The sequence below is a fragment of the Acinetobacter sichuanensis genome (assembly GCF_003024515.2).
Taxonomy (GTDB): domain Bacteria; phylum Pseudomonadota; class Gammaproteobacteria; order Pseudomonadales; family Moraxellaceae; genus Acinetobacter; species Acinetobacter sichuanensis.
Genome location: NZ_PYIX02000032.1, coordinates 26,062 through 50,668 on the forward strand (window position 1 = coordinate 26,062; position 24,607 = coordinate 50,668).

At 39.3% G+C, this 24,607-nt stretch carries 17 protein-coding genes and 2 pseudogenes; 14 read left to right on the forward strand and 5 right to left on the reverse strand.

Translation table 11 applies throughout. The annotated features are described in order from the left end of the window. Positions 1 to 5 precede the first annotated feature (5 nt). Together C9E89_RS16110 and C9E89_RS16115 are read right to left on the reverse strand one after the other, a co-directional pair. The gene (locus tag C9E89_RS16110) at positions 6 to 221 is read right to left on the reverse strand and encodes an MbtH family protein (RefSeq protein ID WP_107009361.1); all 216 of its coding nucleotides are present in this window, start codon (positions 219 to 221) and stop codon (positions 6 to 8) included. Continuing rightward, a complete protein-coding gene (locus C9E89_RS16115; RefSeq protein ID WP_107009362.1) occupies positions 184 to 1,554 on the reverse strand; it encodes an alpha/beta hydrolase-fold protein in 1,371 nt (456 codons plus the stop codon). The genes C9E89_RS16110 and C9E89_RS16115 overlap by 38 nt, the downstream gene beginning before the upstream one ends. A 272-nt stretch (positions 1,555 to 1,826) precedes the next feature. Between C9E89_RS16115 and C9E89_RS16120 the strand changes: the two genes are divergently transcribed. The 4 genes from C9E89_RS16120 (at position 1,827) to C9E89_RS16135 (ending at position 6,448) form a co-directional block, all read left to right on the forward strand. Continuing rightward, positions 1,827 to 2,597 carry an SDR family oxidoreductase gene (locus C9E89_RS16120; RefSeq protein WP_107009363.1) on the forward strand — a complete coding sequence of 257 codons (771 nt, stop codon included), beginning with the start codon at positions 1,827 to 1,829 and terminating at the stop codon, positions 2,595 to 2,597. Positions 2,598 to 2,661: 64 nt separating this feature from the next. Further along, a complete protein-coding gene (locus tag C9E89_RS16125; protein WP_107009364.1) occupies positions 2,662 to 3,882 on the forward strand; it encodes an isochorismate synthase in 1,221 nt (406 codons plus the stop codon). Between the two features lie 11 nt (positions 3,883 to 3,893). After that, positions 3,894 to 5,543, forward strand: a complete 1,650-nt coding sequence (locus C9E89_RS16130; protein ID WP_107009365.1) for a (2,3-dihydroxybenzoyl)adenylate synthase — start codon at positions 3,894 to 3,896, stop codon at positions 5,541 to 5,543. 29 nt (positions 5,544 to 5,572) lie between these two features. Next, positions 5,573 to 6,448 carry an isochorismatase family protein gene (locus C9E89_RS16135; RefSeq protein WP_107009366.1) on the forward strand — a complete coding sequence of 292 codons (876 nt, stop codon included), beginning with the start codon at positions 5,573 to 5,575 and terminating at the stop codon, positions 6,446 to 6,448. A 75-nt stretch (positions 6,449 to 6,523) separates the two neighbouring features. Here the strand turns inward: C9E89_RS16135 and C9E89_RS16140 are convergent. Continuing rightward, positions 6,524 to 9,681 (reverse strand): annotated as a pseudogene (locus C9E89_RS16140) (efflux RND transporter permease subunit). A 169-nt stretch (positions 9,682 to 9,850) separates the two neighbouring features. Between C9E89_RS16140 and C9E89_RS16145 the strand changes: the two are divergent. After that, positions 9,851 to 11,806: a TonB-dependent receptor plug domain-containing protein gene (locus C9E89_RS16145; RefSeq protein ID WP_107009367.1), complete on the forward strand. Its 1,956-nt coding sequence runs from the start codon at positions 9,851 to 9,853 to the stop codon at positions 11,804 to 11,806. Positions 11,807 to 11,919: 113 nt separating this feature from the next. Here the strand turns inward: C9E89_RS16145 and C9E89_RS16150 are convergent, their stop codons facing one another. Then, on the reverse strand, positions 11,920 to 13,227 hold the full coding sequence (locus C9E89_RS16150) for an MFS transporter (protein ID WP_107009368.1): 1,308 nt from the start codon (positions 13,225 to 13,227) through the stop codon (positions 11,920 to 11,922). Between the two features lie 376 nt (positions 13,228 to 13,603). Here C9E89_RS16150 and C9E89_RS16155 point away from each other — a divergent pair, with 376 nt between their 5' ends. The 9 genes from C9E89_RS16155 (at position 13,604) to C9E89_RS16195 (ending at position 24,288) form a co-directional block, all read left to right on the forward strand. After that, positions 13,604 to 15,244, forward strand: a complete 1,641-nt coding sequence (locus C9E89_RS16155; RefSeq protein WP_213069648.1) for an AMP-binding protein — start codon at positions 13,604 to 13,606, stop codon at positions 15,242 to 15,244. Between the two features lie 57 nt (positions 15,245 to 15,301). Next, on the forward strand, positions 15,302 to 16,069 hold the full coding sequence (locus C9E89_RS16160; protein WP_107009369.1) for a glucose 1-dehydrogenase: 768 nt from the start codon (positions 15,302 to 15,304) through the stop codon (positions 16,067 to 16,069). A 39-nt stretch (positions 16,070 to 16,108) separates the two neighbouring features. Beyond that, entirely contained in the window at positions 16,109 to 16,906 is a 798-nt protein-coding gene (locus C9E89_RS16165; RefSeq protein ID WP_107009370.1) for an enoyl-CoA hydratase-related protein, read from the forward strand. Between the two features lie 518 nt (positions 16,907 to 17,424). Further along, positions 17,425 to 17,907: a MarR family winged helix-turn-helix transcriptional regulator gene (locus C9E89_RS16170; protein ID WP_107009371.1), complete on the forward strand. Its 483-nt coding sequence runs from the start codon at positions 17,425 to 17,427 to the stop codon at positions 17,905 to 17,907. Positions 17,908 to 17,973: 66 nt separating this feature from the next. Next, the gene (locus tag C9E89_RS16175) at positions 17,974 to 19,119 is read left to right on the forward strand and encodes an acyl-CoA dehydrogenase family protein (RefSeq protein ID WP_107009372.1); all 1,146 of its coding nucleotides are present in this window, start codon (positions 17,974 to 17,976) and stop codon (positions 19,117 to 19,119) included. A 167-nt stretch (positions 19,120 to 19,286) separates the two neighbouring features. After that, positions 19,287 to 21,305: an FAD-dependent oxidoreductase gene (locus C9E89_RS16180; RefSeq protein ID WP_107009373.1), complete on the forward strand. Its 2,019-nt coding sequence runs from the start codon at positions 19,287 to 19,289 to the stop codon at positions 21,303 to 21,305. A gap of 78 nt (positions 21,306 to 21,383) precedes the next feature. Beyond that, positions 21,384 to 22,358 (forward strand): NADPH:quinone oxidoreductase family protein, encoded by a 975-nt coding sequence (locus tag C9E89_RS16185; protein ID WP_107009374.1) that lies wholly within the window; start codon positions 21,384 to 21,386, stop codon positions 22,356 to 22,358. A 339-nt stretch (positions 22,359 to 22,697) separates the two neighbouring features. Continuing rightward, entirely contained in the window at positions 22,698 to 22,880 is a 183-nt protein-coding gene (locus tag C9E89_RS16190; RefSeq protein WP_107009375.1) for a hypothetical protein, read from the forward strand. Further along, entirely contained in the window at positions 22,870 to 24,288 is a 1,419-nt protein-coding gene (locus C9E89_RS16195; RefSeq protein ID WP_107009376.1) for an amidase, read from the forward strand. Before C9E89_RS16190 ends, C9E89_RS16195 begins: the two co-directional genes overlap by 11 nt. Positions 24,289 to 24,406: 118 nt before the next feature. Here the strand turns inward: C9E89_RS16195 and C9E89_RS16200 are convergent. Next, positions 24,407 to 24,607: pseudogene (locus C9E89_RS16200) on the reverse strand (hypothetical protein); the annotation flags it as partial.

Below are 24,607 nucleotides of genomic sequence, written 5' to 3' on the forward strand. Positions count from 1 at the left end.
CTCCCTTAAGCCTGCTGAAATGGATTGATTGAATGCCAATGCTTTTCGACATAGTCAATGCAAGCCCCACGGCTATCAGGACCAAACTGACTATCCCATCCTTGTGGTACAGGATGTGTTGCAGGCCATAAGCTATATTCATCGTGTTGATTTTTTAAGACTTGAAAAGGAAGTTGCTCATTATCAAATGGATTCAGATAGTTTTCTTGTAGCTGGCTCATGTTTGTTATCCTTACTGAGATGTTTTGATGAAAGAATGTTGTTTAAGGTTTGAAGTAAATCTTGGTGCCAATTGACAGGATCATGCCCGCCGTAATAGCGATGAAATGAGGAGTGACTGCCATTTTGTTTTAAGTGCAGATCGAGTTGTTGCGAAAGCTCGTACATATCGGTTTCACAATGTCCTGCACTAATGTGGAACTGGGTTGGTGTCCAAGTCATTGACATACTGCTGTGCAGACAATGTCTAAAAAATAGGTTCTGCTGAGATGTTTGTTTAGAGATAAAATTTAAGTATTTTTGAGATTTTTCATTTGCTTTAGTCAATGGGTTTACAAGGTATTGATGATGACGACTTTGTAAAAATGGACTATTTTTTAAATCAGACCACCAATAGGAACCTGACTGCGCCACTACATGCTGGAAGAAGTTGGGATATAACAAACTACTGTGTATCGCGCACAATCCACCTAAACTTTGCCCGATAATCGACGTTTGTTGGGTATCTATCCGCAGATCAAACTGTTGTAACCACGGAAGCAGCTCAGTAACCAACGCATGACTAAAATCATCATGACAACCATAGTCGTGCTGACGTTTCGCAGCATCAGAATGAATAAATACAAATGTGGCAGGAAAAATACTTTGTGACGCGGTTCGATCTGTTAGAAAGGGCAGTAAAGGTAGTTGTTCACTCCAAATCTGACCGTCTAAAAAAAGCAATACTGGCAAACTATGAGGTTGGTTTTGTTGATGATGGAGCGATGCTGTTGAAAAAAAATCGATTTGATATTGCGTTTTTAATCGATGGCTAAACCATGTTTTAGACTGAACCTCTGGTAGATTATTGAGCTTTTCTACTTTGCTTGGTGTATGTGGATTTAGATGTAATTGATTGATCACACATGCAATTTGTCCTGAATAACGAGGATGTGTACTCAATGGATCAGCTTGAGCAAAATGCTGTAACTGGCTCATCCACCATTTGCGACGTAACACCGCTTCATTTGTCATAGGTGGATCATCTTCAGTTTCAACAATCACATAACTGCCAAACCAGTCTTGAGGTAAATCAATTTCATAGACACAAACATCAGTGCCTTCGAGTTGATGAAATAGATTCCATTGTTGATAGATAGAAGGTGTTTGTGAGTAAATATCAATTAAGATATTGTTTTTATTTTCCTTTTTTTTCCAAATAAAGCTACATCGACTGTTGCCATTATGGTGAGTAATGAGAGGGTTAGAATATGGTTTTATTTGCTCCCACCACGCGCTTGAACCAACATTTTCTTGATTCAACAGTGGATGAGTAGGATGAAATTTTAGCTCCATCTAAAGTCCAAGTATTGGGAAATTTCCGCACCAATTTATCAGAATGATTATCAGTCGTAAATAATAATGATTATCATTATAATCAATTAAAAAACCGATAATAAATTTAAAACAATAAATATCAATAAGATATGTCTTAATTTAGATTGAATTTTAAACGAAACCATGAGGGTGCGACGTTATGCGTAATAAAATGCTATTGATAATAATGATAATTATTTGCGATTATTTTGCCTGACTTCATTTATGGTCAAAATGACTCGGAGTAATTTATGAGCTCTACCATCGTGGTAACAGGAGCCGCAAGAGGAATTGGAGCAGCAATTGCCCTGAAACTATTAGAACAAGGTTTTGATGTGATTGGTATTGATACCAACCCAGACTCCAAAAGTTGGGATATCGAACAACAACTGCACACTGAACAAAAACGACATTGGCAAGCCGTAACTCAAGATATTACCCAATACGATCAGGTACAAAATTTACTTGAAGAAATCGTCCAGAAAAACACGGTGATTGGTTTAGTCAATGTGGCAGGTATTCTGAAAATGACATCGCTTTTAGGTGCCAAATTAGAAGACTGGCAACATTCACTTGCGGTCAATTTACAAGCACCAATTATGTTGAGCCAGTACATGGCAAAGCATTTGAGTGAGCATGGTGGCGGCAGTATTGTCACTGTAAGTTCAAACAGTGCACGTATGGCAAGAACGCAGTTGGGCATGTATGCCACCACCAAAGCAGCCTTAAGTCATTTCAGCCGTAATTTGGGCTTGGAGGTTGCACCTTTTAACGTCAGGGTAAATGTAGTTTCACCAGGCTCAACATTGACGCAGATGCAGAAACAGTTATGGGAAGATGATCAACCCCCAGCGAGTATTTTAGATGGCGATTTATCTCAATTCCGTACAGGTATTCCCTTAAAACGTATGGCGCAACCCGAAGACATTGCCAATACCGTTGCATTTTTACTTTCAGATCAAGCCTCACAAATTACCATGCAAGAAATTGTGGTAGATGGTGGCGCAACGCTTGGTGTTTAACGCAATTTTTAATTTAAATAGTTATTAAAATCATTGGATTATGAAATAAAAAAGGAGAAGAGGGATGTCCATTCAACCCCCTTATTTTATTCAGCAAAATAATTTGACCGAAACTCAAATCGCCCTAGCTTCTGAGATTTTACATTGTGGTGATAGACCGGCATTTTTATTTAGCACACCAGACTATGTATTGCATAGCAACCAAAAACTGGCGGATGTAAAGGTTGATTCACAGCAGAGTTTGTCCAATTGGCTGAGGCAAGCAAGATTACAATTACAAGACGCACTCCAACAAGGTAATCCACATGCACTTTTGATGGGAGGGCTTCCATTTAGCAGTGCAGAAGATGTGAATTTGATGGTGATGCAACAGGCACAGTGCTATCAAAAAATTCTGTTTTCTACGCCAGATTATGATTTAAGTAACACATTCAATGGTTCAATTTATTTGCCGAGTGCTGATGCCTTTCAGCAATCGGTAGAGGGGCTAGTACACGCTTTAAAAAATAAAGAATTGGATAAAGCGGTTCTAGCCCGAATTTTACAATTAGATTTCGATCAAAAAATTGATATATCGAAACTATTTTATAATTTATCCAAACATAATCCAGATGGTTATAACTATGCAGTCGCACGGAATCCGAAGCAAGAGGGCTGGTTTTTGGGTGCAAGCCCAGAGTTATTAATCGCCAAGCAACAACAAAGAATTTGGAGTAAACCTGTTGCAGGTACTGCACCACGCAGCATAGATCCAGTGCAAGACCAGCACAATGCACAGCAATTGTTATCTTCTGAAAAAGATCAATACGAACATGCTTTAGTAATTGAAATGATTGCTGATCAACTCAGCCCATTTTGTAAAAATTTGCATGTTCCCAAGCAGCCAAGTTTGATTCGTACCAAACGTTTGTGGCATTTAGCGACACAAATAGAAGGGGTTTTGCAGGATGAACGCACACATGTATTCGATCTAGTAGAAAAGTTACATCCTACACCTGCGATTTGTGGTCAGCCCACTGCGTTGGCACGTACAAAAATTGCAGAGATTGAACCATTTAATCGAGAACTTTTTGCAGGAACGATGGGTTGGGCAGATGCCAAAGGCAATGGCGAATGGTCGGTGACTGTACGTTGTGCACGAGTATATGAGCAAACGGCTCGTCTTTTTGCAGGAGCAGGCATTGTTGCTGCTTCAGATCCATCTGCCGAATGTGCAGAAACAGCTGCAAAATTTAGAACAGTTCTTGATGGCTTTGGGCTGTCACCTGAACAGATTTCCATATAAGGATGAGAACAATGCCACAAACATATTTAGACGGTGCGGTCGCATATCCAGCAGAATTTGCACAAAAATATCGAGAAAAAGGCTACTGGATTGGACAGAATTTAAGTGAGTTTTTACATGAAGCCACTGAAAAATATGCCGATAATATTGCAATTTATTGTGCTGAGCAAAAAATTACTTATCGGCAGTTTAATTCTGCTGTTGATTGCTGCGTTGCTAGTTTATATCAACGTGGTTTGCGAAGTGGTGATAAAGCTGTTGTGCAATTGCCAAACCATCATGCCTTTTACATCATTTTTTTTGCACTTATTCGATTAGGTGCATTGCCAATTATGTCACTGCCAGCGCATCGATTTTCAGAAGTAAATAGTTTTTTTCAACAAACTGAAGCCAATGCATATTTTTGTGCTGATTTTGGTACGCAAAAATTTGATTATCGTGCTTTGGCTCGGCAGTGCCAACAGTCCAATCCAAGCTTAAAACAAGTTTTTGTTTTAGGTGAAACAGCAGAGTTTGACTCCATCTCAGCATTATACACATTGGAAATTCAAGACAATCCAGTGCAGCCCATAGTCAGCCAAGCCAGTACTGCAGATCAAGTTGCATTTTTACAACTTTCGGGCGGAAGTACAGGAATTCCTAAATTAATTTCACGTACACATGATGACTATCTATATAGCGTGCGGGAAAGTGCCAAGATTTGTGAATTAAATCAGTACTCTAAATTATTAATGGTACTTCCTGCGGCACATAACTTTTCCATGAGTTCTGCGGGGGCATTAGGTATTTTCTATAGTGGTGGTGCAGTGGTTTTAGGTACAGATCCAAGCCCAGAAACTTCATTCACTCTCATTAGAAAACATCAAGTCACAGATGCCTGTCTAGTTCCTGCTTTAGTGCGCCCATGGATGGATAAAGCCGCATGTGATCAAGATGATATCTTGTCGAGCTTGCACTGTTTGCAAGTGGGAGGTGCACGTCTGGCTGATGTAGTTGCGAACCGTCTTATAGATGAATTCAATGTAAATTTACAACAAGTCTTTGGAATGGCTGAAGGCTTGGTCAATTACACTCGCTTCGGTATGCACAAAGACCAAATCATCCATACGCAAGGTCTTAAAATTTCCGAAGACGATGAAATTCTTGTTTTAGATGAAGATGATCAGCCTGTGGCTCAAGGTGAAGTTGGGCATTTGCTCACACGCGGACCCTATACCATTCGTGGCTATTATAAAGCGGAAGAACATAATGCTCGCTCATTTACCCCAGACGGCTTTTATCGAACGGGAGATCTCGTTCGTATTTTAGAAGATGGATGCATAGTGGTTGAAGGACGTTCTAAGGAACAGATTAATCGCGGTGGTGAAAAAATTGCTACTGAAGAAGTTGAGCAAGCTTTGATTACTCACCCACAAGTGCAATTGGTGTCATTAGTCGCCATGCCTGATGATGTACTGGGCGAAAAGAGCTGTGCTTTTGTTTCGTGGCAAGCGCAGCAAGATGATCCAAGTGAAATTCGCCGAGGCTTAAATTTACGTCAGTATCTCAAAGATTATGGTTTAGCACATTATAAAATTCCAGATCGAGTTGAATTTATTCAGCATTTTCCTTACACCGCTTTTGGGAAAATAGACAAAAAAACACTAGTGAAACAACTTTAAAACTTCTACATATCAATTAGGTCTAAACAATGAGTATCCCTAAAATCGCAAGTTATCCTATGCCACAGGCAGATGATTTTTTTAACAATAAAACCCGTTGGGCACTTGATCCTGAAAAGTCAGTTTTGCTGGTGCATGATATGCAGCAATATTTTTTAGATTTTTATGATCAATCACAAGCACCCATTCCTGAGTTGATTCAGCATACCAAAGCCTTGATAGAACAGGCTCGCGCGCTCAATATTCCAGTGGTTTATACCGCACAATTGGGTGATCAGACCCCAGAGCATCGCCAATTATTAACCGACTTTTGGGGCACAGGTTTAAAAGGTGACCCAGAGCAGACCAAAATTCACGATGAATTAAGTCCTGTTGGCGAAGATATTGTGCTGACAAAATGGCGCTACAGTGCCTTTAAATTTTCTAATCTTGAGCAGCTTATGCAAGATTGGGAACGTGATCAACTCATGATTTGTGGCGTTTATGCTCATATTGGCTGTTTATTAAGTGCCGCGGAAGCTTTCATGCTGAATATTAAGCCCTTCTTAGTGGGGGATGCTTTGGCTGATTTTAGTCGTGAAGAGCATGATCTCGCCCTAAAATATGCAAGTACCCGTTGCGCGCAAGTGATGTCGACACATCAAGTGTTGACAGCATGGTCGAGCAGTCGCGAGAAAAAAGTTCACCCCTTATCTAAGGCTGGTATTTTACGTGCAGTAAGTGAACAATTGCAGCTTCCTGCTGAAGAAATTCAATTACAGGATGACTTGCTGCTCTTGGGTTTAGATTCGGTCAGATTAATGACCTTAGTGGGTGTATGGCAAGCCTATGGAAGCCGTGTCAGCTTTGAGGATTTAGCAGAGCAACCCACCTTAGATGCTTGGATCGAGAAAATTGCCGCTTAACACATAGCAACAATAGAAAAACCGAGTGATTATATCACTCGGTTTTTTAATGACTTCTTAAATGTTTATTTAAAATTAAATCGGATCACTGGTTTGGTCATCTGCATATTTTTGTTTCGCAGAGAATATGGAAAGTGCTGGACGTCGTGCAGTTTGAATCAAAGTAAATAGAAATACCGTAAATAAAGGGACGAGGATCGTACCAAACACCACACTGCCCAAAATACTCATGCCAATTTCATAACGACTATTAGCACCTGCACCTGTTGCCAAAGCAAGTGGAATAATACCTGCCCCAAAAGCCAATGACGTCATTAAAATAGGGCGAATCCGTAGTGTTAATGCTTGAAGTGCAGCTTGTACGGCATTTTTATGTGCTAAATAGTTTTTCGAAGCAAACTCCACAATTAAAATCGCATTTTTACAAGATAATCCAATACCTGTAAGCAGTGCGATTTGGAAATAGACATCATTGGGTAAATTGAAGATCCATGCCACAATAATTGAACCTACAATTCCCAATGGCAAGCCTAATAAAATAATGAAAGGAATTTTCCAACTTTCGTAGAGTGTAGCTAAACATAAGAAAATAAAAGCAATGGATGCAATGTACAGATAAATGGCTTGATGACTAGATTGTAATTCTTGCAAGGATAAGCCACTCCAAGCAATATCAACCTCTTGTTGTTGCTGAGCCAATGCTGTAATTTCCTGCATGGCTTGTCCAGAGCTATAACCCGCAGCAACATTCGCTTCCAATTCAATAGCGGGTAATCCCATAAAGCGATTAAGCACTTCTGGTGCACCCGTCCAATGTGATTCTGCAAAATAGGATAGGGGAATCATGTCACCTGAACGATTACGTACATGCCACTGGTTTAAATCTTCGGGTTTAGAACGATATGGTGCATCGCCTTGTAAAATAATGGGTTTAATCCGTCCACGTTCTATAAAGTCATTTACATCGCTTCCGCCCCATGCCGTTGCTAGGGTACTGCGAATGACATCTGATTCTACATCCATAATTTTGACTTTATTCTGATCAATATTCACAAAGATTTCTGCTTTATTTTCAGGCACTAAAGGAGAGAGATGTTGAAAGGCCTTGTAATGCTGACTCATACTTTCCATTTGTTCAAACTTTTTACTCAAGTTCTCACGACCTTGCCCATTTAAATCACGTAACCATAGCGAAATCGCATCGGATTGCCCTAAGCCTGAAACACTTGGTGGTAAACCAACCATTACTTTAGCTTCAAGATTTTTCTCTAAATCGGCTTGAATGCTTTTACGTAAAGCAAAAGCAGTTCGATGTTTCGAATCTCGAATATTCCAGTGTTTTAGAGAAACAAATACCAAACCTAAATGTGCGCCATTACCTGAAAAATTTTGCCCATTAACGACTAACACAGTGTTCACATTGTCTTTTTGTTGTGTCAGTAAATAGTCATTAATTTGTCGACCAATCGCTTGAGTTTGAGATAAAGAGGCACTGTTCTGCAAACTATATTGGATGGCAATTAAACCTTGATCCTCATTAGGAATGAAACTGGTGGGGAGGGCACGATATAGTATGGTTAAGACCAGACTAAGAAAAACAATAAATATGCAACTGCTCCATTTATATTGAATCAGGGCTTGTGCACATGTAGAAAAAAAGCCAGCAACATTTTGCATACTCTTATCAACCCAAATTTGCCACTTCTGTGGAGGTTTACGAGGATGGGTCTTTCGTTTTTTTAATAATAAAGTGCACAGAGAGGGGGTAATGGTAATAGCGACCAGTAACGATAGCAGCATGGAGGATGCCAATGTGATCGAAAACTGTCGATAAATGACGCCTGTAGAACCCGTGAAAAAACTCATGGGAATAAACACAGCGGTAAGTACCAGTGTAATTCCAATCAATGCTCCAGTAATTTGCTGCATTGATGCTAAACAAGCCTGTTTAATGTCCATGTCATGTTCATGAATGAGACGCTCGACGTTTTCTACCACCACAATGGTGTCATCAACCAATAAACCAATTGCCAGTACCAAAGCAAATAAGGTTAGAGTATTAATACTCATGCCCAGTAGATGCAGGACAATGAATGTGCCACAAATCACGATTGGAACGGTAATGGTCGGGATAAGAGTTGCGCGCCAATTTTGCAAAAAGAGGTACATTACGATGACCACCAACAAAATCGCTCGACTAAGGTCATGATGACTTGGCGGATGGATTCTTGAATAAATGGCGTGTTATCACGTGGATAAACCAGTTGATACCCTTCAGGGAGATGCTGCTGAATTTGATTTATTTTTTCTTTGATCAGGGCTGCTGTTTCAATCGCATTAGCGGCAGGTGTAAGCGTAATGCCTAGACCTGCAGATGGGTAGCCATTTAAGGTGTTGATACTTTCATATTCTTCAGCCCCTAACTCAATTTTTGCCACATCTTTTAAGTACACCAAACTGCCATCTGTGTTGGCTTTGATGACGACTGACTTAAAATCATCAATAGTTTTTAAGCGCGAACCTGCGGTGACTTTGGCATAAATATTTTGCTCGGTCGATGATGGCATTGCACCAATTGAACCTGCGGCAATTTGTGTATTGTAATCATTCAACGCGCTTTCAATATCATCTGGAATGAGATGATAATTTTTCAGTTGGAGTGGATTGAGCCAAATACGCATGGCATAACCAGAACCAAACACATCGACTTCACCTACACCTTGAATTTGCGAGAGCGGTTGTTCCAGGTGATTGACCATATAATCAGCGAGGTCAATGTTACTGGCACGTCCTGTTTGGTCATATAAACCAACAATAAGCAATAAATCACCTGTAGATTTCCAAATACCAACCCCTTGTCGTTGGACTTGTTCTGGCAATCGGCTTAATACCGCATTCATCTGATTTTGAACTTGAATTTGCGCTTGGTTTATGTCGGTTCCAATCTTGAAATAGATGTCGATACTGCTGCGACCAGAAGCTTGACTACTGGAGGTGTAATACAATAAATCATCTAACCCTTTGATTTGTTGCTCTAAAATTTGCGTAACACTATGTTCTACGGTTTCGGCAGATGCACCACGATAGGTTGCACCGACACTTACACTGGGCGGAGCCAGATTTGGATAGCGTTCGATTGGCATTTTAAACATGGACAAAATGCCAATAAATAAAAGCATCAGTGCAAAAACGGTAGCGAATATGGGGCGGGAAATAAAGAATTTGGATAGCATTTTCTTGTCATTTTCAATGGTTTGAGAATTAATAAAGATAATAACAATAATGGTAATCATTATCATTAAATTTATTAATTATGTTTGCATTAAGGAAATATGATCTATAAGATACCGAAAAATTAAAGTGATAATCATTATCAATTTGTGATGACGTGGAGAACAAAGAATGAAATTGGTAAAAACAAGACTGGGGTTAGCTATTACAGTAACAATGTTTCTGGCAACGCAGGTATATGCTACAGATGCTAGTGTACAAACCGAACAACAGGTACAAACGCTAGAAACCCTTGTGCTGAGTGCATCATTAAAAGAACAGGATGTACAAAAAGCACCTGCGTCAATAAGTGTGATTACCAGTGAAGCAATTGAGCGTAGTGCAGCATTAAGCGTCGCTGATGTATTACAAAAAGAAGCAGGCGTATATAACTATAATACAGGACAAGACAAAATCATTATTCGTGGTATGCAAGATACTTCGGGTAGTTATACGCTCATATTGTTAAACGGAAAGCGTATGTCTTCATCAGGCGCAATGTGGCGTGGTAATGACTTTGACTGGAGTGCTATTCCATTAAACAGTATTAAGCGGATTGAAGTGATTCGTGGTCCAATGTCTTCATTATATGGTTCAGATGCTATGGGTGGTGTGATTAATATCATCACCAAAAAAGCTAAACCAGGTGAAATCACAGGTTCAGTGTTCGGACAGTTTAACCGCGCAGATAGTGGCGATGGTAAAAATCAATTCCGTTATGGTTTTAATTTAAATACAGGCATTACAGATCAACTCTCGTTACGCTTAACAGGTGATGCGTATCAACGTGATGCTTGGTACCGTGATGGTACAACTGCAAATGATGGTGCTTATTTCGTAGAGAAAGATACCAAAAATATTAATGGTACATTGACTTGGGATATCAATGATCAACAAGAGATTGATGTTGATGTGAACTATAGCAAAGACGACCGTCCTTTAACACAAGACCATGCGCGTGGTTCTCAAGAAATGCAGATGGAGCGTACTAATATTGGATTAACGCATCGAGGGAATTGGAGTTGGGGTAAGACTGAAGCCTATATCGGTAAAGAAACTGGCGAAATTTATGATTACGATACCGATTATGATGCTCCCAAAGCTCGTAACTACAAACAAGAGAATTCAATTGCGCGCGTCTTTACAAATTTTGATTGGTGGTTAAATAACACAACATTGGGTGCTGACTATAAAGACCAAGAAGTCACAGATACAGCAGGTTATCCAAGTACAGGTGGTACAGAACAAAAATCCTACGGCGTATTCTTGCAAAATGATACACACATTACGAATGATTTAACCCTTACGCTTGGTGGTCGTTATGATGATTTTGATAACTTTGATGGTAAAGCCACAGGAAAAGCTTATTTAGCATATGAACTGCTTGATGGCGTTGTGGTCAAAGGTGGTATTGGTCAAGCCTATAAAGTACCTGGTCCATATCAGTTAGATAATAATTATCGTTTCATCTCGTGTGGTGGAAGTTGCTACATTACTGGGAATTCAGATTTAAAACCTGAAGAAAGCACCAGTTACGAAGTTTCACTCTCGGTTAAACGTCCGCAATGGAATTTTGATGTAACAGCATTTAATAATAATATCGAAAACCTGATTGAACGTGTGACCAATAAGGCATCGACTGATCCAGTAAACTTTCCATATAAGTGGGACAATATTGCAAAAGCGAAGCTACGTGGGGTGGAACTAGCAGCAGGCTATAATTTCAATGATGATTTTGGTGTAAAAACCAATGCTACGTATTTAGACACTGAAAATAAAACCACGGGCAAAGAGTTGAATGAGCGCCCAGAATGGATGTGGAATACCTCAGTGTATTGGATGCCAGTAGAAGACTATAAAATTAATGTCGGTGCAAATTATATCGGTACACAAATGTTGAGCAATGGTAAAGAACTACCATCATATACAACGTATGATCTTGCATTTTCTACAAATCTAACACCAAGTGTGATTTTGGATTATGGCATTAAAAACATTACTGATGTTGATTTAGAGGATGAAGATACAGGTTTTAATACCAAGTTGTATGGTCGTAACTACTTTATTAAAGCAACCTATAGTTTCTAAGCAATGCAGACCTATCATCTAAAAGGTGATAGGTCTTTTTTAATCATTCAAATAGCTTTGTTATATAAATGCATTTTTACCCACAATAATTCATGAGGCGGGTTCATCTGAGTTTATGCAGCAGCACGGTCATGCTGAATAAACGCTAAGGCAATTGCCCCGATTAAACCTGCTGAAGCAATCACTAAAAAATTTTGTTCTAATGGTAAATTCAGACTGACAATAACACCTATAATCAATGGTGCAACAATCGCACCTAAACGCCCAACGCCTGTTGCCATTCCAACGCCTGTTGAACGAATTGACATTGGATAAAACTGACCACTATATGCATAAGCCACAATCTGAGCGCCTGTAGAACATGCTCCAATGGCAGCCACAACCAGATAAAGCAGTGTGCTATCCATTTTAATGGTCATCAAATACAGGAAAATACTGCCTAAAAAATACATGCTGATCAATACCCATTTAATATGGAAACGGTCAGCTAGCCATCCACCAACTGCACAGCCCATCACAGCACCTAGATTTAAAGCGACCACAAAACTCAGTGCTGAACCTAGACTATAACCTGACATTGCCATCAATTTGGTGAGCCATGTACTTAAGGCATAAACCATAAATAAACCTGTGAAAAATGCGATCCAAAACATGAAAGTGCTGAGCATTCTACCGTGGCTAAACAACTCTTTGATGGGTGCAGCACTGCTTTGATTGACTTCATTGAAATGTAACTGAGTCTCGGGGTGAATGATTAAATCAGGCTGAATTTTGACTAATGTTGTGTGAATTTCATCAAATTTTTGTTTTTTAACCAAATAGGCAAAGGACTCAGGCATATATTTTAAAATAAATGGAATTAAAAGCAGAGGAACGCCTGCGGCAAAAAAGACAATTTGCCAACCAAAACTTAAGATAAATTGTTTGCCAATCAATGCAGCCAAAATACCGCCAATGGCATATCCTGAGAACATCATTGTCGTCATGAAGCTACGAATTTTTTTAGGTGAGTATTCTGTCATTTGCGCAACAATGTTTGGCATGACGCCTCCAATGCCTAAACCTGCAATAAATCGCATAATGCTGAAACTGACAGGGTCTTTACATAAGCCTGCTGCGGCGGTAAAAAAACTGAAAATAAAGACACAAATGGAAATAGCCCACTTCCGCCCAATTTTTTCAGACAGTGTACCAAAGAAAATTGCACCAAACATCATGCCAAACAAGGCAGAGCTTGCCATAAAACCTGCTGTCGATGCTGTCACCCCCATTTCTTCCATGATTGATGGAATGGCTGCGCCAGATACAGCAATATCATAACCATCAATAATAATGATCAGGAAACACCATAAAAGTACTTTCAGGTGGAAAGGGTTGAACTTTGCATTATCTATGGTTTTTTGTACATCTATGTACTGCATTTCTGATCTCCTTGATCAAATGAAATATGTCACTATATTTACCTATAATTGAAATTCTTTAGGTGTTTTTGATTGTTTTAAACTGCGATAAATACCATGTTAAATGTATTTATTAAAAAATATTTGTCAATATATTTACTTATTATTTTTTAATTTCTATTTTATATATTTGATTTTATTTATTATATTTTATTTTTAAATTTGGTTTAATTATATATTTGAATAATTTTCTATTTTTTCGAATAAAACAGGGTGTTGACATATATGACAATATATTGATATAAATATTTCATTGCTTAGCATTGGTGCTCATTTTTTATTGATGTGGTTTGCGATGTTTGGGCTGCACAGGGAATTATTGAACGAAGGGAAAATCATGTCTAAATTTGAACAGGGAATGTATCAGGGAGCAGCCAACTATCAGGCATTAACTCCGCTCAGTTTGCTAGAACGCGCACGTGATGTTTATGCAGATCAAATTGCCGTGATTGATGGCGAGCGTCGTTTTACATGGAAGCAGTACACAGAGCGCTGTTTTCAATTGGCAAGAGCTTTAATTCATGCGGGTGTTAAAAAAGAAGATACGGTTTCATTTTTTGTGACCAATCGCCCTGCCATGCTTGAAGCGCAGTTTGGTGTGCCTTTATCTGGTGGGGTGATTAATACACTGAATATTCGATTGGATGTGAACACAGTTGCTTATATTTTGCAGCATTCAGAAAGCAAAATTATTGTGGTGGAAGACCAGTTTATTGAGCTGATTCGTGAGGCAGTTAAGCTGTCTGAGCGAGAGATTCAGATTATTCAGGTACTTGATGATGCTGCAAAGGCGGATTTAAGAGCAGCAGAAATTGACTACGAAACCTTTATAGCACAAGCACCAGAGCTGATTGAGGTGCATTTTCCTGAAAATGAAATGAATGCTATTGCATTGAGTTATACCTCAGGCACTACAGGTAAGCCAAAAGGAGTGATTTATCATCATCGTGGTGCATATTTAAATGCACTGGGTACTGTGATTTATACGGGTTTTAATCAGGTTGCTCGTCCAGTGTATTTATGGACATTGCCTGTATTTCATTGTAATGGCTGGTGTCATGTCTGGGCACTTACAGCAGTGGGCGGCACACATGTTTGTTTAAGAAAAGTAGTTGCAGAAGATATTTATACGTTGATTCAGGAACATGGCGTCACACATTTTAGTGGTGCCCCTGCGGTATTGGCAACTTTGGCAGAAAATAAACCTGAGCATTGGCAGCAGCCTGATCGTGAGATCACAGTGTGCTGTGCAGGTGCTCCGCCACCATTTTCAGTGCTGAAACAGACTGAAAAATTGGGTTTTAAAGTTTTGCATGTTTACGGTATGACAGAGCAGCACAGTGTTAATACGGTCTGTGAGCATCAGCCAGACTGGAAGACTTTGTCTGAAGATGAACGTTTACACAAGATGTGTCGCCAAGGCGTAATTACCACAGTGGGTGGGCGACTCAAAGTTGCAGATCACCAAACGGGTGAGCCTGTACCTAAAGATGGTATGACAATGGGTGAAATCATGTTTCAGGGCAATCTTGGCATGAAAGGTTATTTAAAGAATCCTGAAGCGACAACCGAAGCATTTGCAAGTGATTGGTATCACTCAGGCGACCTTGCAGTTTGGCATGCAGATGGCTATATCGAAATCAAAGACCGTTTAAAAGACATCATTATTTCAGGTGGTGAAAATATTTCCTCTATTGAAGTGGAAGAAGCTTTACTGACACATCCTGCGGTGCATGAAGTAGCAGTCGTGGCAGTACCTGATGAAAAGTGGGGCGAGGTGCCTTGTGCGATTGTGCAATTACATCCTGAATATATACAGACGACACGGGAAGAGCTGTTTGCTCACAGTAAAAAAATATTGGCAGGCTATAAAACACCAAAACATATTTTCTTTGAGGATGTAGAGCGCACCTCTACTGGAAAGTTGCAAAAATTTAAATTGCGTCAACATGTTATTGAATTATTAAGTGGAAATTAAGTGTTGAATTTTGAACAGAATAATTTTGTCAAAATTTCAAATGATTGGAGTATAAACATGCGTGGATTAAAAGATAAGGTTGTACTGATTACGGGTGCAGCGGGTGGAATTGGAACGAGTCTGGTACAGTGTTTTCTTGAGGAAGGGTCTAAAGTCGCTGCCTGTGATTTAAATGAACAGGGTTTGCAGCAGTTAAAAGAAAAGTTTGCACAATATGATGCACAGTTAATGCTGGTAAAACTTGATATTACGGATCATGCGGCAGTGAGTGCGGCAGTGCAACAGATTAAAACACAGTTCAATCAAATTGATGTACTTGTAAATAATGCAGGTTGGGATATTGCGAAACAGTTTGTGGATACTACACCTGAATTTTGGGAAAAAGTGGTGTCTATTAACCTGATGGGTCCACTAAATTTACAACATGTGGTTGTCCCTGAAATGGTGGCGAATGGCGGTGGTAAGATTATCAATATCTCATCCGATGCAGGTCGTGTAGGTTCATCGGGTGAGTCGGTTTACTCTGCATGTAAAGGTGGCATTATTTCATTCAGTAAAACACTTGCACGTGAAACAGCACGAAATAATGTGCGTGTAAATGTGGTTTGTCCTGGTCCTACAGATACGGCTTTATTACAGTCATTTACAGGTGATGGCGAGTTTGGTCAAAAAATTTATGATGGTTTAAAACGTGCAATTCCATTAAAGCGTTTGGGTCAACCTGAAGATATTCCGGGTGCAGTGGCTTTTCTGGCAAGCGATGATGCCAATTTTATTACAGGACAGGTTATTTCTGTATCTGGCGGTTTAACCATGCACGGTTAAGCGATTGAATTCATCAATTTTACGATAGAGGTTTTACAAATGACAAATTACACCGATATTTTATATGAAGTTAAAGATGGCGTTGCACGCATTACTATTAATCGTCCAGAAAAGTACAACGCATTTCGTGGAAAAACCTGCGATGAACTGATAGATGCATTTCAACGCGCGGGTTGGGATAAATCCATTGGTGTGATTGTATTGACGGGTGTGGGTGAAAAAGCCTTCTGTACAGGTGGTGATCAGTCGGCGCATGATGGTGGTTATGATGGTCGTGGCACGATTGGCTTACCTGTGGAAGAGCTTCAAACTATTATTCGTGATGTACCAAAACCTGTCATTGCTCGTGTGAATGGTTATGCCATTGGTGGCGGTAATGTATTGGTAACGTGTTGTGATTTGGCGATTGCGGCAGATTCTGCACAGTTTGGTCAGGTTGGTCCTAAAGTGGGTTCAGTCGATCCCGGTTTTGGTACCGCGTTGTTATCACGTGTGGTTGGTGAAAAACGTGCCCGTGAAATCTGGTTTATGTGCCGTCGCTATAAAGCTCAGGATGCTTTGGCAATGGGGCTGATTAATGCTGTTGTACCGATGGTAGATTTAGATGCCGAAGTTGATTTATGGTGCCGTGAACTGATGGAAAAAAGTCCGACAGCATTGGCAATTGCGAAAAAATCGTTTAATGCCGATTCAGAAAGTATCCGAGGGATCAGTGCAATGGGAATGCAGGCATTGGCATTATATTATGACTCTGCTGAATCTCAGGAAGGTGTAAAAGCATTCCTTGAAAAACGTAAGCCAGATTTTCGTCAGGACTTTTCTAAAAAAGGGGAATGACCTTGAGTGTAAAATTATCGGTGTTTTTGATGAGTTGAAAATTAAACATTTCAGCAACATTATGAAGTCACTCAATTGACTGATTTGCTAAGAAGGCACTTTTTGCATTGAAAGAGGTGCTGACAGCATTCCAATATGCAGAGAATTATGCACTGCAAAATGGCTTGGTCTTTAAAGCTGAAAGTTTTAAACAAGTGGTGCATTCTGAAAATGCATAGGAAGATCTACAGGCATTTCTTGAGAAAAGAAAACCTGATTTTACAGGACGTTAATCGTCCAAAATTTATGTAATAATTCGGCATATCACTTAAATTTATTACGCTTGAGATCGATATTTTCAAAATCTCAGTTGAAATTTAAGGGTTGCATGGGCATGCTAAGTAATACTGAATATGATGATTTGATATGATCAGCGTCTTAGTCAAAAGAACAGCATACTCTCCGATTTATTATATAGGCACAAAGATGAGTCAATTGATCATTCGAAATTGTAGAAAAAATACGAAGGAATTTATCTAATGCAAGAGGATCAAATTCCTGAGTTGGATCCAACTTTATCAGCCATTCATAACCGACTGTTTTTTAGATTGTTTCAGGCAGGAAACCTGCTTGATCGACAAAGCAGTAAAGAGCTTGGCATTTCACCCGTCAACTGGGCTGTTTTGGGCGCATTATCCCGTAAAAAAGTGATGGATGGTATGTCATTTTCAGATTTGACTGAGTATCTCAGTGTAAGTCGACAAAATTTGGATGGTGTACTCAAGCGACTGGAGCGTGATGACTATGTGGTGCGCTTTTCTGATGAGGTTGATCGCCGTGTCAAATTGGTCAAATTAACAGACAAAGGGCGTATATATTGGGATGGCTTGCAAGTGAGAATTTATGAATTTTACAGTCAGGCACTCAATGGTTTTATGTTTGATGACAAAGTGGCACTGGTTCATTTTATCAATAAGTTAAATCAGGGCATGAGTCAGGTTTCATTGAATGATCTGGATTAAATTGCGCTACAAAATACATTTTTAGTGGTCATTGTCTCATCTTTATCAATAGTTAAGGATGAGATTATGCAAGCATATGATGCTGATTTAGAATTATTTCGCGATACATTTAAACGGTTTTTACAAGAACACATCGCACCCTTTTATGAGCAATGGGAGCAAGATGGCTTAATGCCACGTACAGTATGGAACCAACTGGGTGAAAATGGCTTTTTATGTGTAGACATGCCTGAAGAATATGGCGGCTATGGTGTTCCGACTCAATATTCATTTATGTTGGTGGAAGAATCTGCTAAAGCAGGTTTTTGTGCATTGTCCACAGGTTTATTGTGTCATTCAGATATCGTTGCACCCTATCTGGAGAAAAAAGGCTCACATCAACAAAAGCACTATTGGCTGCCTAAAATGGCATCGGGTGAATGTGTGGGTGCAATTGCAATGTCAGAACCAGGGGCGGGTACAGATTTACAATCCATTCGCAGTACTGCTTTACGAGATGGTGAAGATTATATCTTAAATGGTTCAAAGACGTTTATTACCAATGGTCAGCATGCTGATCTGGTATTAACTGCGTGTAAAACTGATATGAGAGCAGGTGCGAAAGGTGTTTCATTGTTATTGGTGGACAGTCATTTGCAAGGCTTTCAAAAAGGCAATAATCTGAGCAAAATTGGCTTACATTCACAAGATACATCAGAGCTGTTTTTTGACAATGTCAAAGTACCTAAGTCACAGTTACTCGGTGAGGAAGGGCAAGGTTTTGTTTATATGATGCAGGAGTTACCACGTGAGCGTACAGTCATTGCTGCGCATTCAGTCGGTGCGATTCAGGGTGCATTGAATGTCACAATTGAATATGTACAACAGCGTAAAGCTTTTGGCAGCAGTATTGATAAATTTCAAAATACCCGTTTTGTATTGGCACAGGCTCAGATTGACTTTTTGGCAACACAATCATTTTATCAGCGTAATCTGAATTTATACCAAGAAGGGCTGTTAAGTGTGGATGATGCCGCTGCATTAAAATGTTTTAGTACAGATATGCAAATGAAAATAGCCGATCAACTTCTACAATTATTTGGTGGTTATGGCTATATGACTGAATACCCAATCTCAAGATTTTTTGTGGATGCACGTGTTCAGAAAATTTACGGCGGAACCAATGAAATTATGAAAGAAATTGTCGCAAGAAAACTGGTCGGCAGAGTTTAATCGTTATGTTATAAGAAGCACCCTAAGAGGGTGCTTTTTGTTTTTAGTATCATTGTATTGACTTAATTCTAATAATTATTGCAAAAATAGTTGAAAAATTGTGCTAAAAATATTAAATATAGGTAAATATCTTGATATATTTATCTTAATAGCACAGGACGCAAAGAATGGAATATTATCCTCATTTGGTAGCCCCGATTACAATCGCAGGAATTGAAATCCCGAACCGTATGGTCATGGGTGCGATGCACACCCGTTTGGAAACATTAGATCGACCACATGAGCGCTTGGCAGCTTTTTATGCAACCCGTGCCAAAGGGGAGATTGGATTTATTTTAACAGGTGGATATTCTCCTGTGCCTGAAGGCGTTATGGACGAAGGCGGATTGTATTTAAATGATTCGACGCAATTGCTTGAACATCAAATCATTACACAAGCGGTCACTCAGGCAGGTGGAAAAATTATTTTGCAGCTTTTACATGCAGGGCGTTATGCCAAAGTGGAAAACTGTGTTGCACCATCAGCAATAAAGGCACGTATTAATCAATTCAAGCCTAAAGCATTAAGTACAGAAGAAGTTTGGGCAACGATTGAAAGTTTTGCCCATAGTGCTGCTTTGGCACAGCAAGCAGGTTATGCAGGTGTGGAAATTATGGGCTCGGAAGGTTATTTGCTGAATGAGTTTACTTCTGCACTGACCAATCACCGTGAAGATGAATTTGGTGGTTCATTTGAAAATAGAATCCGTTTTTCACTTGAAATTATTAAAGCTGTAAAAGCGCGCGTTACACAGCCGTTTATGGTGATCTATCGTATTTCCTGTATTGACTTGATGCAAGATGGTATGACTGCGCAGGAGATTGCTGAATTTTCCCGTCAGGTTGAGGCTGCGGGTGCTGATTTGATTAATACAGGTGTGGGATGGCATGAGTCTTCAGTACCCACTATTGCTGCTACAGTACCACGTGCCGCTTGGTCAGATGCAGTCAAAAATATTAAACAGGCAGTGAAAATTCCTGTCATGGCATCTAACCGTATTAATACACCTGAAATTGCAGAAGAATTGATTGCATCGGGTGCCTGTGATTTGGTTTCAATGGCGCGTCCTTTGTTGGCAGATCCTGATTTTGCACTGAAAACTCGTTTGGGTAAAGCAGAAGAAATTAATACCTGTATTGCATGTAATCAGGCATGTCTGGATCGTATTTTTACAGATCGTACAGCTACCTGTCTCGTCAATCCCCGTGCTGGTCATGAAGTTGAATTTGATGAGCAACTTACACAACAACCACGAAATGTTGCGGTGATTGGGGCAGGTCCTGCAGGTTTAAGCTTTGCGATTAATGCTGCTGAACGTGGTCATCACGTGACCTTATATGAAGCTGCAGATCAGATTGGTGGTCAGTTAAATATGGCAAAACAAGTGCCTGGGAAAAATGAATTTAATGAAATGCTGCGTTATTTTAATGTCTCACTGAAAAAAGCAGGCGTAACGCTACATTTAAATACTCATGTTGAAACTGATCTATTGGCACTGCAAAAATTTGATGACATTGTCATTGCAACAGGTGTCACGCCACGCATCCCTGAAATTGAAGGGATAAATCATTCTAAAGTTGTGATTTATTTGGACGTCTTAAGCAAAGCTGTTCATGTTGGTGAAAAAGTTGCCATTATTGGTGCAGGCGGTATAGGTTTTGATACGGCTGAATTCTTGTTGGGTGACTGGGCAGAATCCCTTGATAAAAAGGTCTTCTTTAAAACATGGGGTGTGGATGCTCAAATTCAAAGTCAGGGTGGTTTGATAGAAGCCCAACCGCATCGAGTCAGTAAAAAAGTCACGATGTTGCAACGAAAAGCAGAATCTTTAGGACGACATTTAGGGAAGTCTACAGGTTGGATTTTAAAATCACGTTTGCGTCAGGCAGGAGTGAACATGATTGGGGGTGTCAGCTATGACAAGATTGATGATGCAGGATTACATTACACGCTAAATGGTCAGCAACATGTATTGGATGTAGATCATGTCATTTTATGTGCAGGGCAAAATTCAAATCGGACGCTCTATGATCAACTGAAATTAAGAAATCTAGATGTGCATATTATTGGGGGAGCAGATGTTGCCGCAGAGCTTGATGCACTAAGAGCCATTAATCAGGCAACACGTTTGGCTGTGCAGTTCTGATATTAATCAATTTTTATAATTTGGGATGGGTTTTTTAAAAGTATTCATTCTGTTGTCTTTTTAAGTTAAGGAAAAACCATGAAAGCAGTTACCGTTCGGGCATTTAGTGACAATAGTTCGGATCATCAATTTGAGGAGCAGCAGTTGACTCCATTGCAACAAGGGCAGGTACGTATTGCCATGAAAGCAACATCGGTTAATTACCCTGACTTGCTGATGATGTCAGGACAGTATCAATCTATTCCTGAATTTCCTTTTATACCAGGCATGGATGGTGCAGGCGTGATTGCGGAGCTTTCAGCCGATGTGAAACATCTGAAAGTTGGTGACCATGTTTTAGTGAATACTGAATATGGTTGTTATGCACAGCAATTACAGGTCGATGCTGCAAAATGTCTCATTATTCCTGAAGATCTGCCTTTTGCAGATGCAGCAGCCTTAGGCTTGGTTTATCAAACTGCATATTTTGCATTAGTGCATCGTGCTGATCTAAAAGCAGGGGAAACTGTTTTAGTTAATGGTGCAGGTGGTGGCATAGGTATGGCAACTGTGCAAATTGCTAAAGGTTTGGGTGCAAAGGTTATTGCTGTGGTGCGTAATCAGGCTCAGGCAGATCTTGTTCAGCAAAGTGGTGCAGATCAGGTGATTTTTGTAGCCGAAAACATCAGTAAAAACTGTATCCGTGATCAATTAAAAAATACGCAGATTGATATTTTAATTGATCCTGTTGGTGGTGCATTATTTGATGAAAGTTTGCGTGCGTTGTCATGGTGTGGTCGTGCGGTCATCGTTGGATTTGCAAGTGGTCAAATCCCTGTCATTAAAGCCAATTATGTATTGTTAAAGAATATTACGGTTACAGGCGTACAATGGACGAGTTATCAGAAGTTTAAACCTGAACTGGTACAACAAGCACATGAACATATTATTGAGTTATATCGCGCAGGTCATGTTCAGCCTTTGATTTGTGGTCGTTATCCTATTCAGGATTTTGCGCAGGCACTTGAGCAATTTAAGCTGAATAAGCAAGGAAAGATCATTATTGAGATTTAATCTTAATCAGGTGATCGTGAAAATTATTGGATAATGGGACGCCTGATCAATTATATTGGGCGTTTTTTTATTGAATTTTATTTTAAAATAAAAATAATCAAAGTTAGATGTTTTCACTACTAGTGTTTATTGTAGATTTTACATAAAAAATAAAAATATGATTTTTATATATTTAAATTTAAAAAATATTCCATTTGGTAAAATTATACTGTAAGTTACTAGAGGCTTGTTTAAATTTCATTCACTATATGGTTGGGGTTTTTACAGCTATTTTATTGGATTAATAAAATATTGATATGCGTAATAATAGATAAAAATTCAAGGAATAGGAGAATATAAATGGATATTAGTGCAGCGGACATGTTAAAGCGCCTTTCTGTGCCTGTAAATCCAAAAACCCAAACAGAACTAGAGCAACGTTGGAATGGCATAAAAGCTTTGAAAGAGCTAGTTCAAAGTCAAGCGAAAAATGATTATGACATTGCTCTGGTGAATACTGCGGGAGGTGATCATGTTAAATAAAGACTTACTTAGCCTCTCTGTTACTGAATTAGCACAGCACATTCAAACACGAAAAATTAGCTCAGTTGATTTAACTAAACTGATGTTACAACATGCTCAAGATCGTAATGCAGAAATAAATGCTTATATTTCTTTTCGTACAGAAAAAGCCTTAGCTGAAGCGGCTCAAGCTGATGCAGAGATTGCGCAAGGGCAATATAAGGGCGTATTTCACGGTATCCCGATGGGTATTAAAGATAATATTTATCTTGGCGGTGAAGTCACGACTATGGCATCCAAAATTCATGCGAATTTTATTTCTGATGATGATGCAACTGTGATTGAAAAACTCAAAGCTGCTGGCGCCATTATTATTGGTAAATTAAATATGCACGAATATGCATGGGGAATTACCAATAATAGCCCTCATTTTGGTGCATGTCATAACCCTTGGAATGTAGAAAAGATTCCGGGTGGATCAAGTGGTGGTTCTGGTGCAGCTGTTGCGGCTGGAATGTCAACCATTACTTTAGGAACAGATACCGCAGGTTCAATACGAATACCGTCCTCTGCATGTGGTTTAGTTGGCTTAAAGCCAACGCATGGTCTTGTTGCAAAATATGGTTGCTTTCCATTGGCATGGACTTTAGATCATATTGGTCCAATGGCTAAAACAGTGACCGATGCTGCTGCAATGTTAAAAGTAATTGCTGGTTTTGATGCACGTGACCCAACATCTAAACATGTTGAAATACCAGACTATGTTGCGTTATTAGATCAAGATGTGAAAGGTAAAGTAATTGGAATCAACGAGGAGTATTTTTTTCATCAAGTTGATCATGAGATTGAAAATCTCATTCGTAAGCAATTAGAGCAGCTTGAGCAGCGTGGTGCGATCATTAAAACAGTTTCCATTCCTGCTTTGAAAAATGCTGAATATGCTGAATTAATTACAAGTTTGGCAGAAGCCGCAACGATTCATCATGAAGATTTACAAAAATGCCCTGATGATTTTGGTGATGACATTCGCTTATTATTTGAATTGGGAGAATTGCCGACGGCTGTTGAGTATTTGCAAGCTCAGCAATTAAGAAGAGAGTTAAAGCAGCAATTTACAGATATATTTAAAGAAATTGATGTACTTATTGCACCAACTTTACCTATTTTGCCTCCAGATATTGGCAGCGCTACTGCTAAAATGAATGGTGAAGATGTTGATTTATTAAATCATATTATTCGTTTTACAGGTCCAAGTAATTTAACGGGACTGCCTGCTTTAAGTATTCCTTGTGGTTTGATTGAAGGTTTACCTGTTGGATTGCAAATTATTGGACCAGCATTCCAAGAACAGAAAGTGTTTAATATTGCTTTGGCGATTGAAGAACAAACACAGTTTAATTATAAACAACCAACATTAGATCGAATATAGGTTTGAATTTATTCAACATCTACTTGAAGTAAAAAAGAAATAAAGTTTCGGCTTTATTTCTTTGATTTACACAACATATTGTCTTTAGATCAGCTTTGAATATTGGTTTAACGATCAATCATACCGCTGCTTTTTCATGATTAATAAAGGCAAGGGCAATGGCACCAATTAAGCCTGCGGATGCAATAATTAAAAAGTTCTGTGTCAGTGGTAAATTCAGCATCACAATAAAACCAATAATTAAAGGGGCTAAAATTGCACCTAAACGTCCAATGATGTGTGCTGAAATACTAGGACACTTCCACTTGGGAGATTCTAG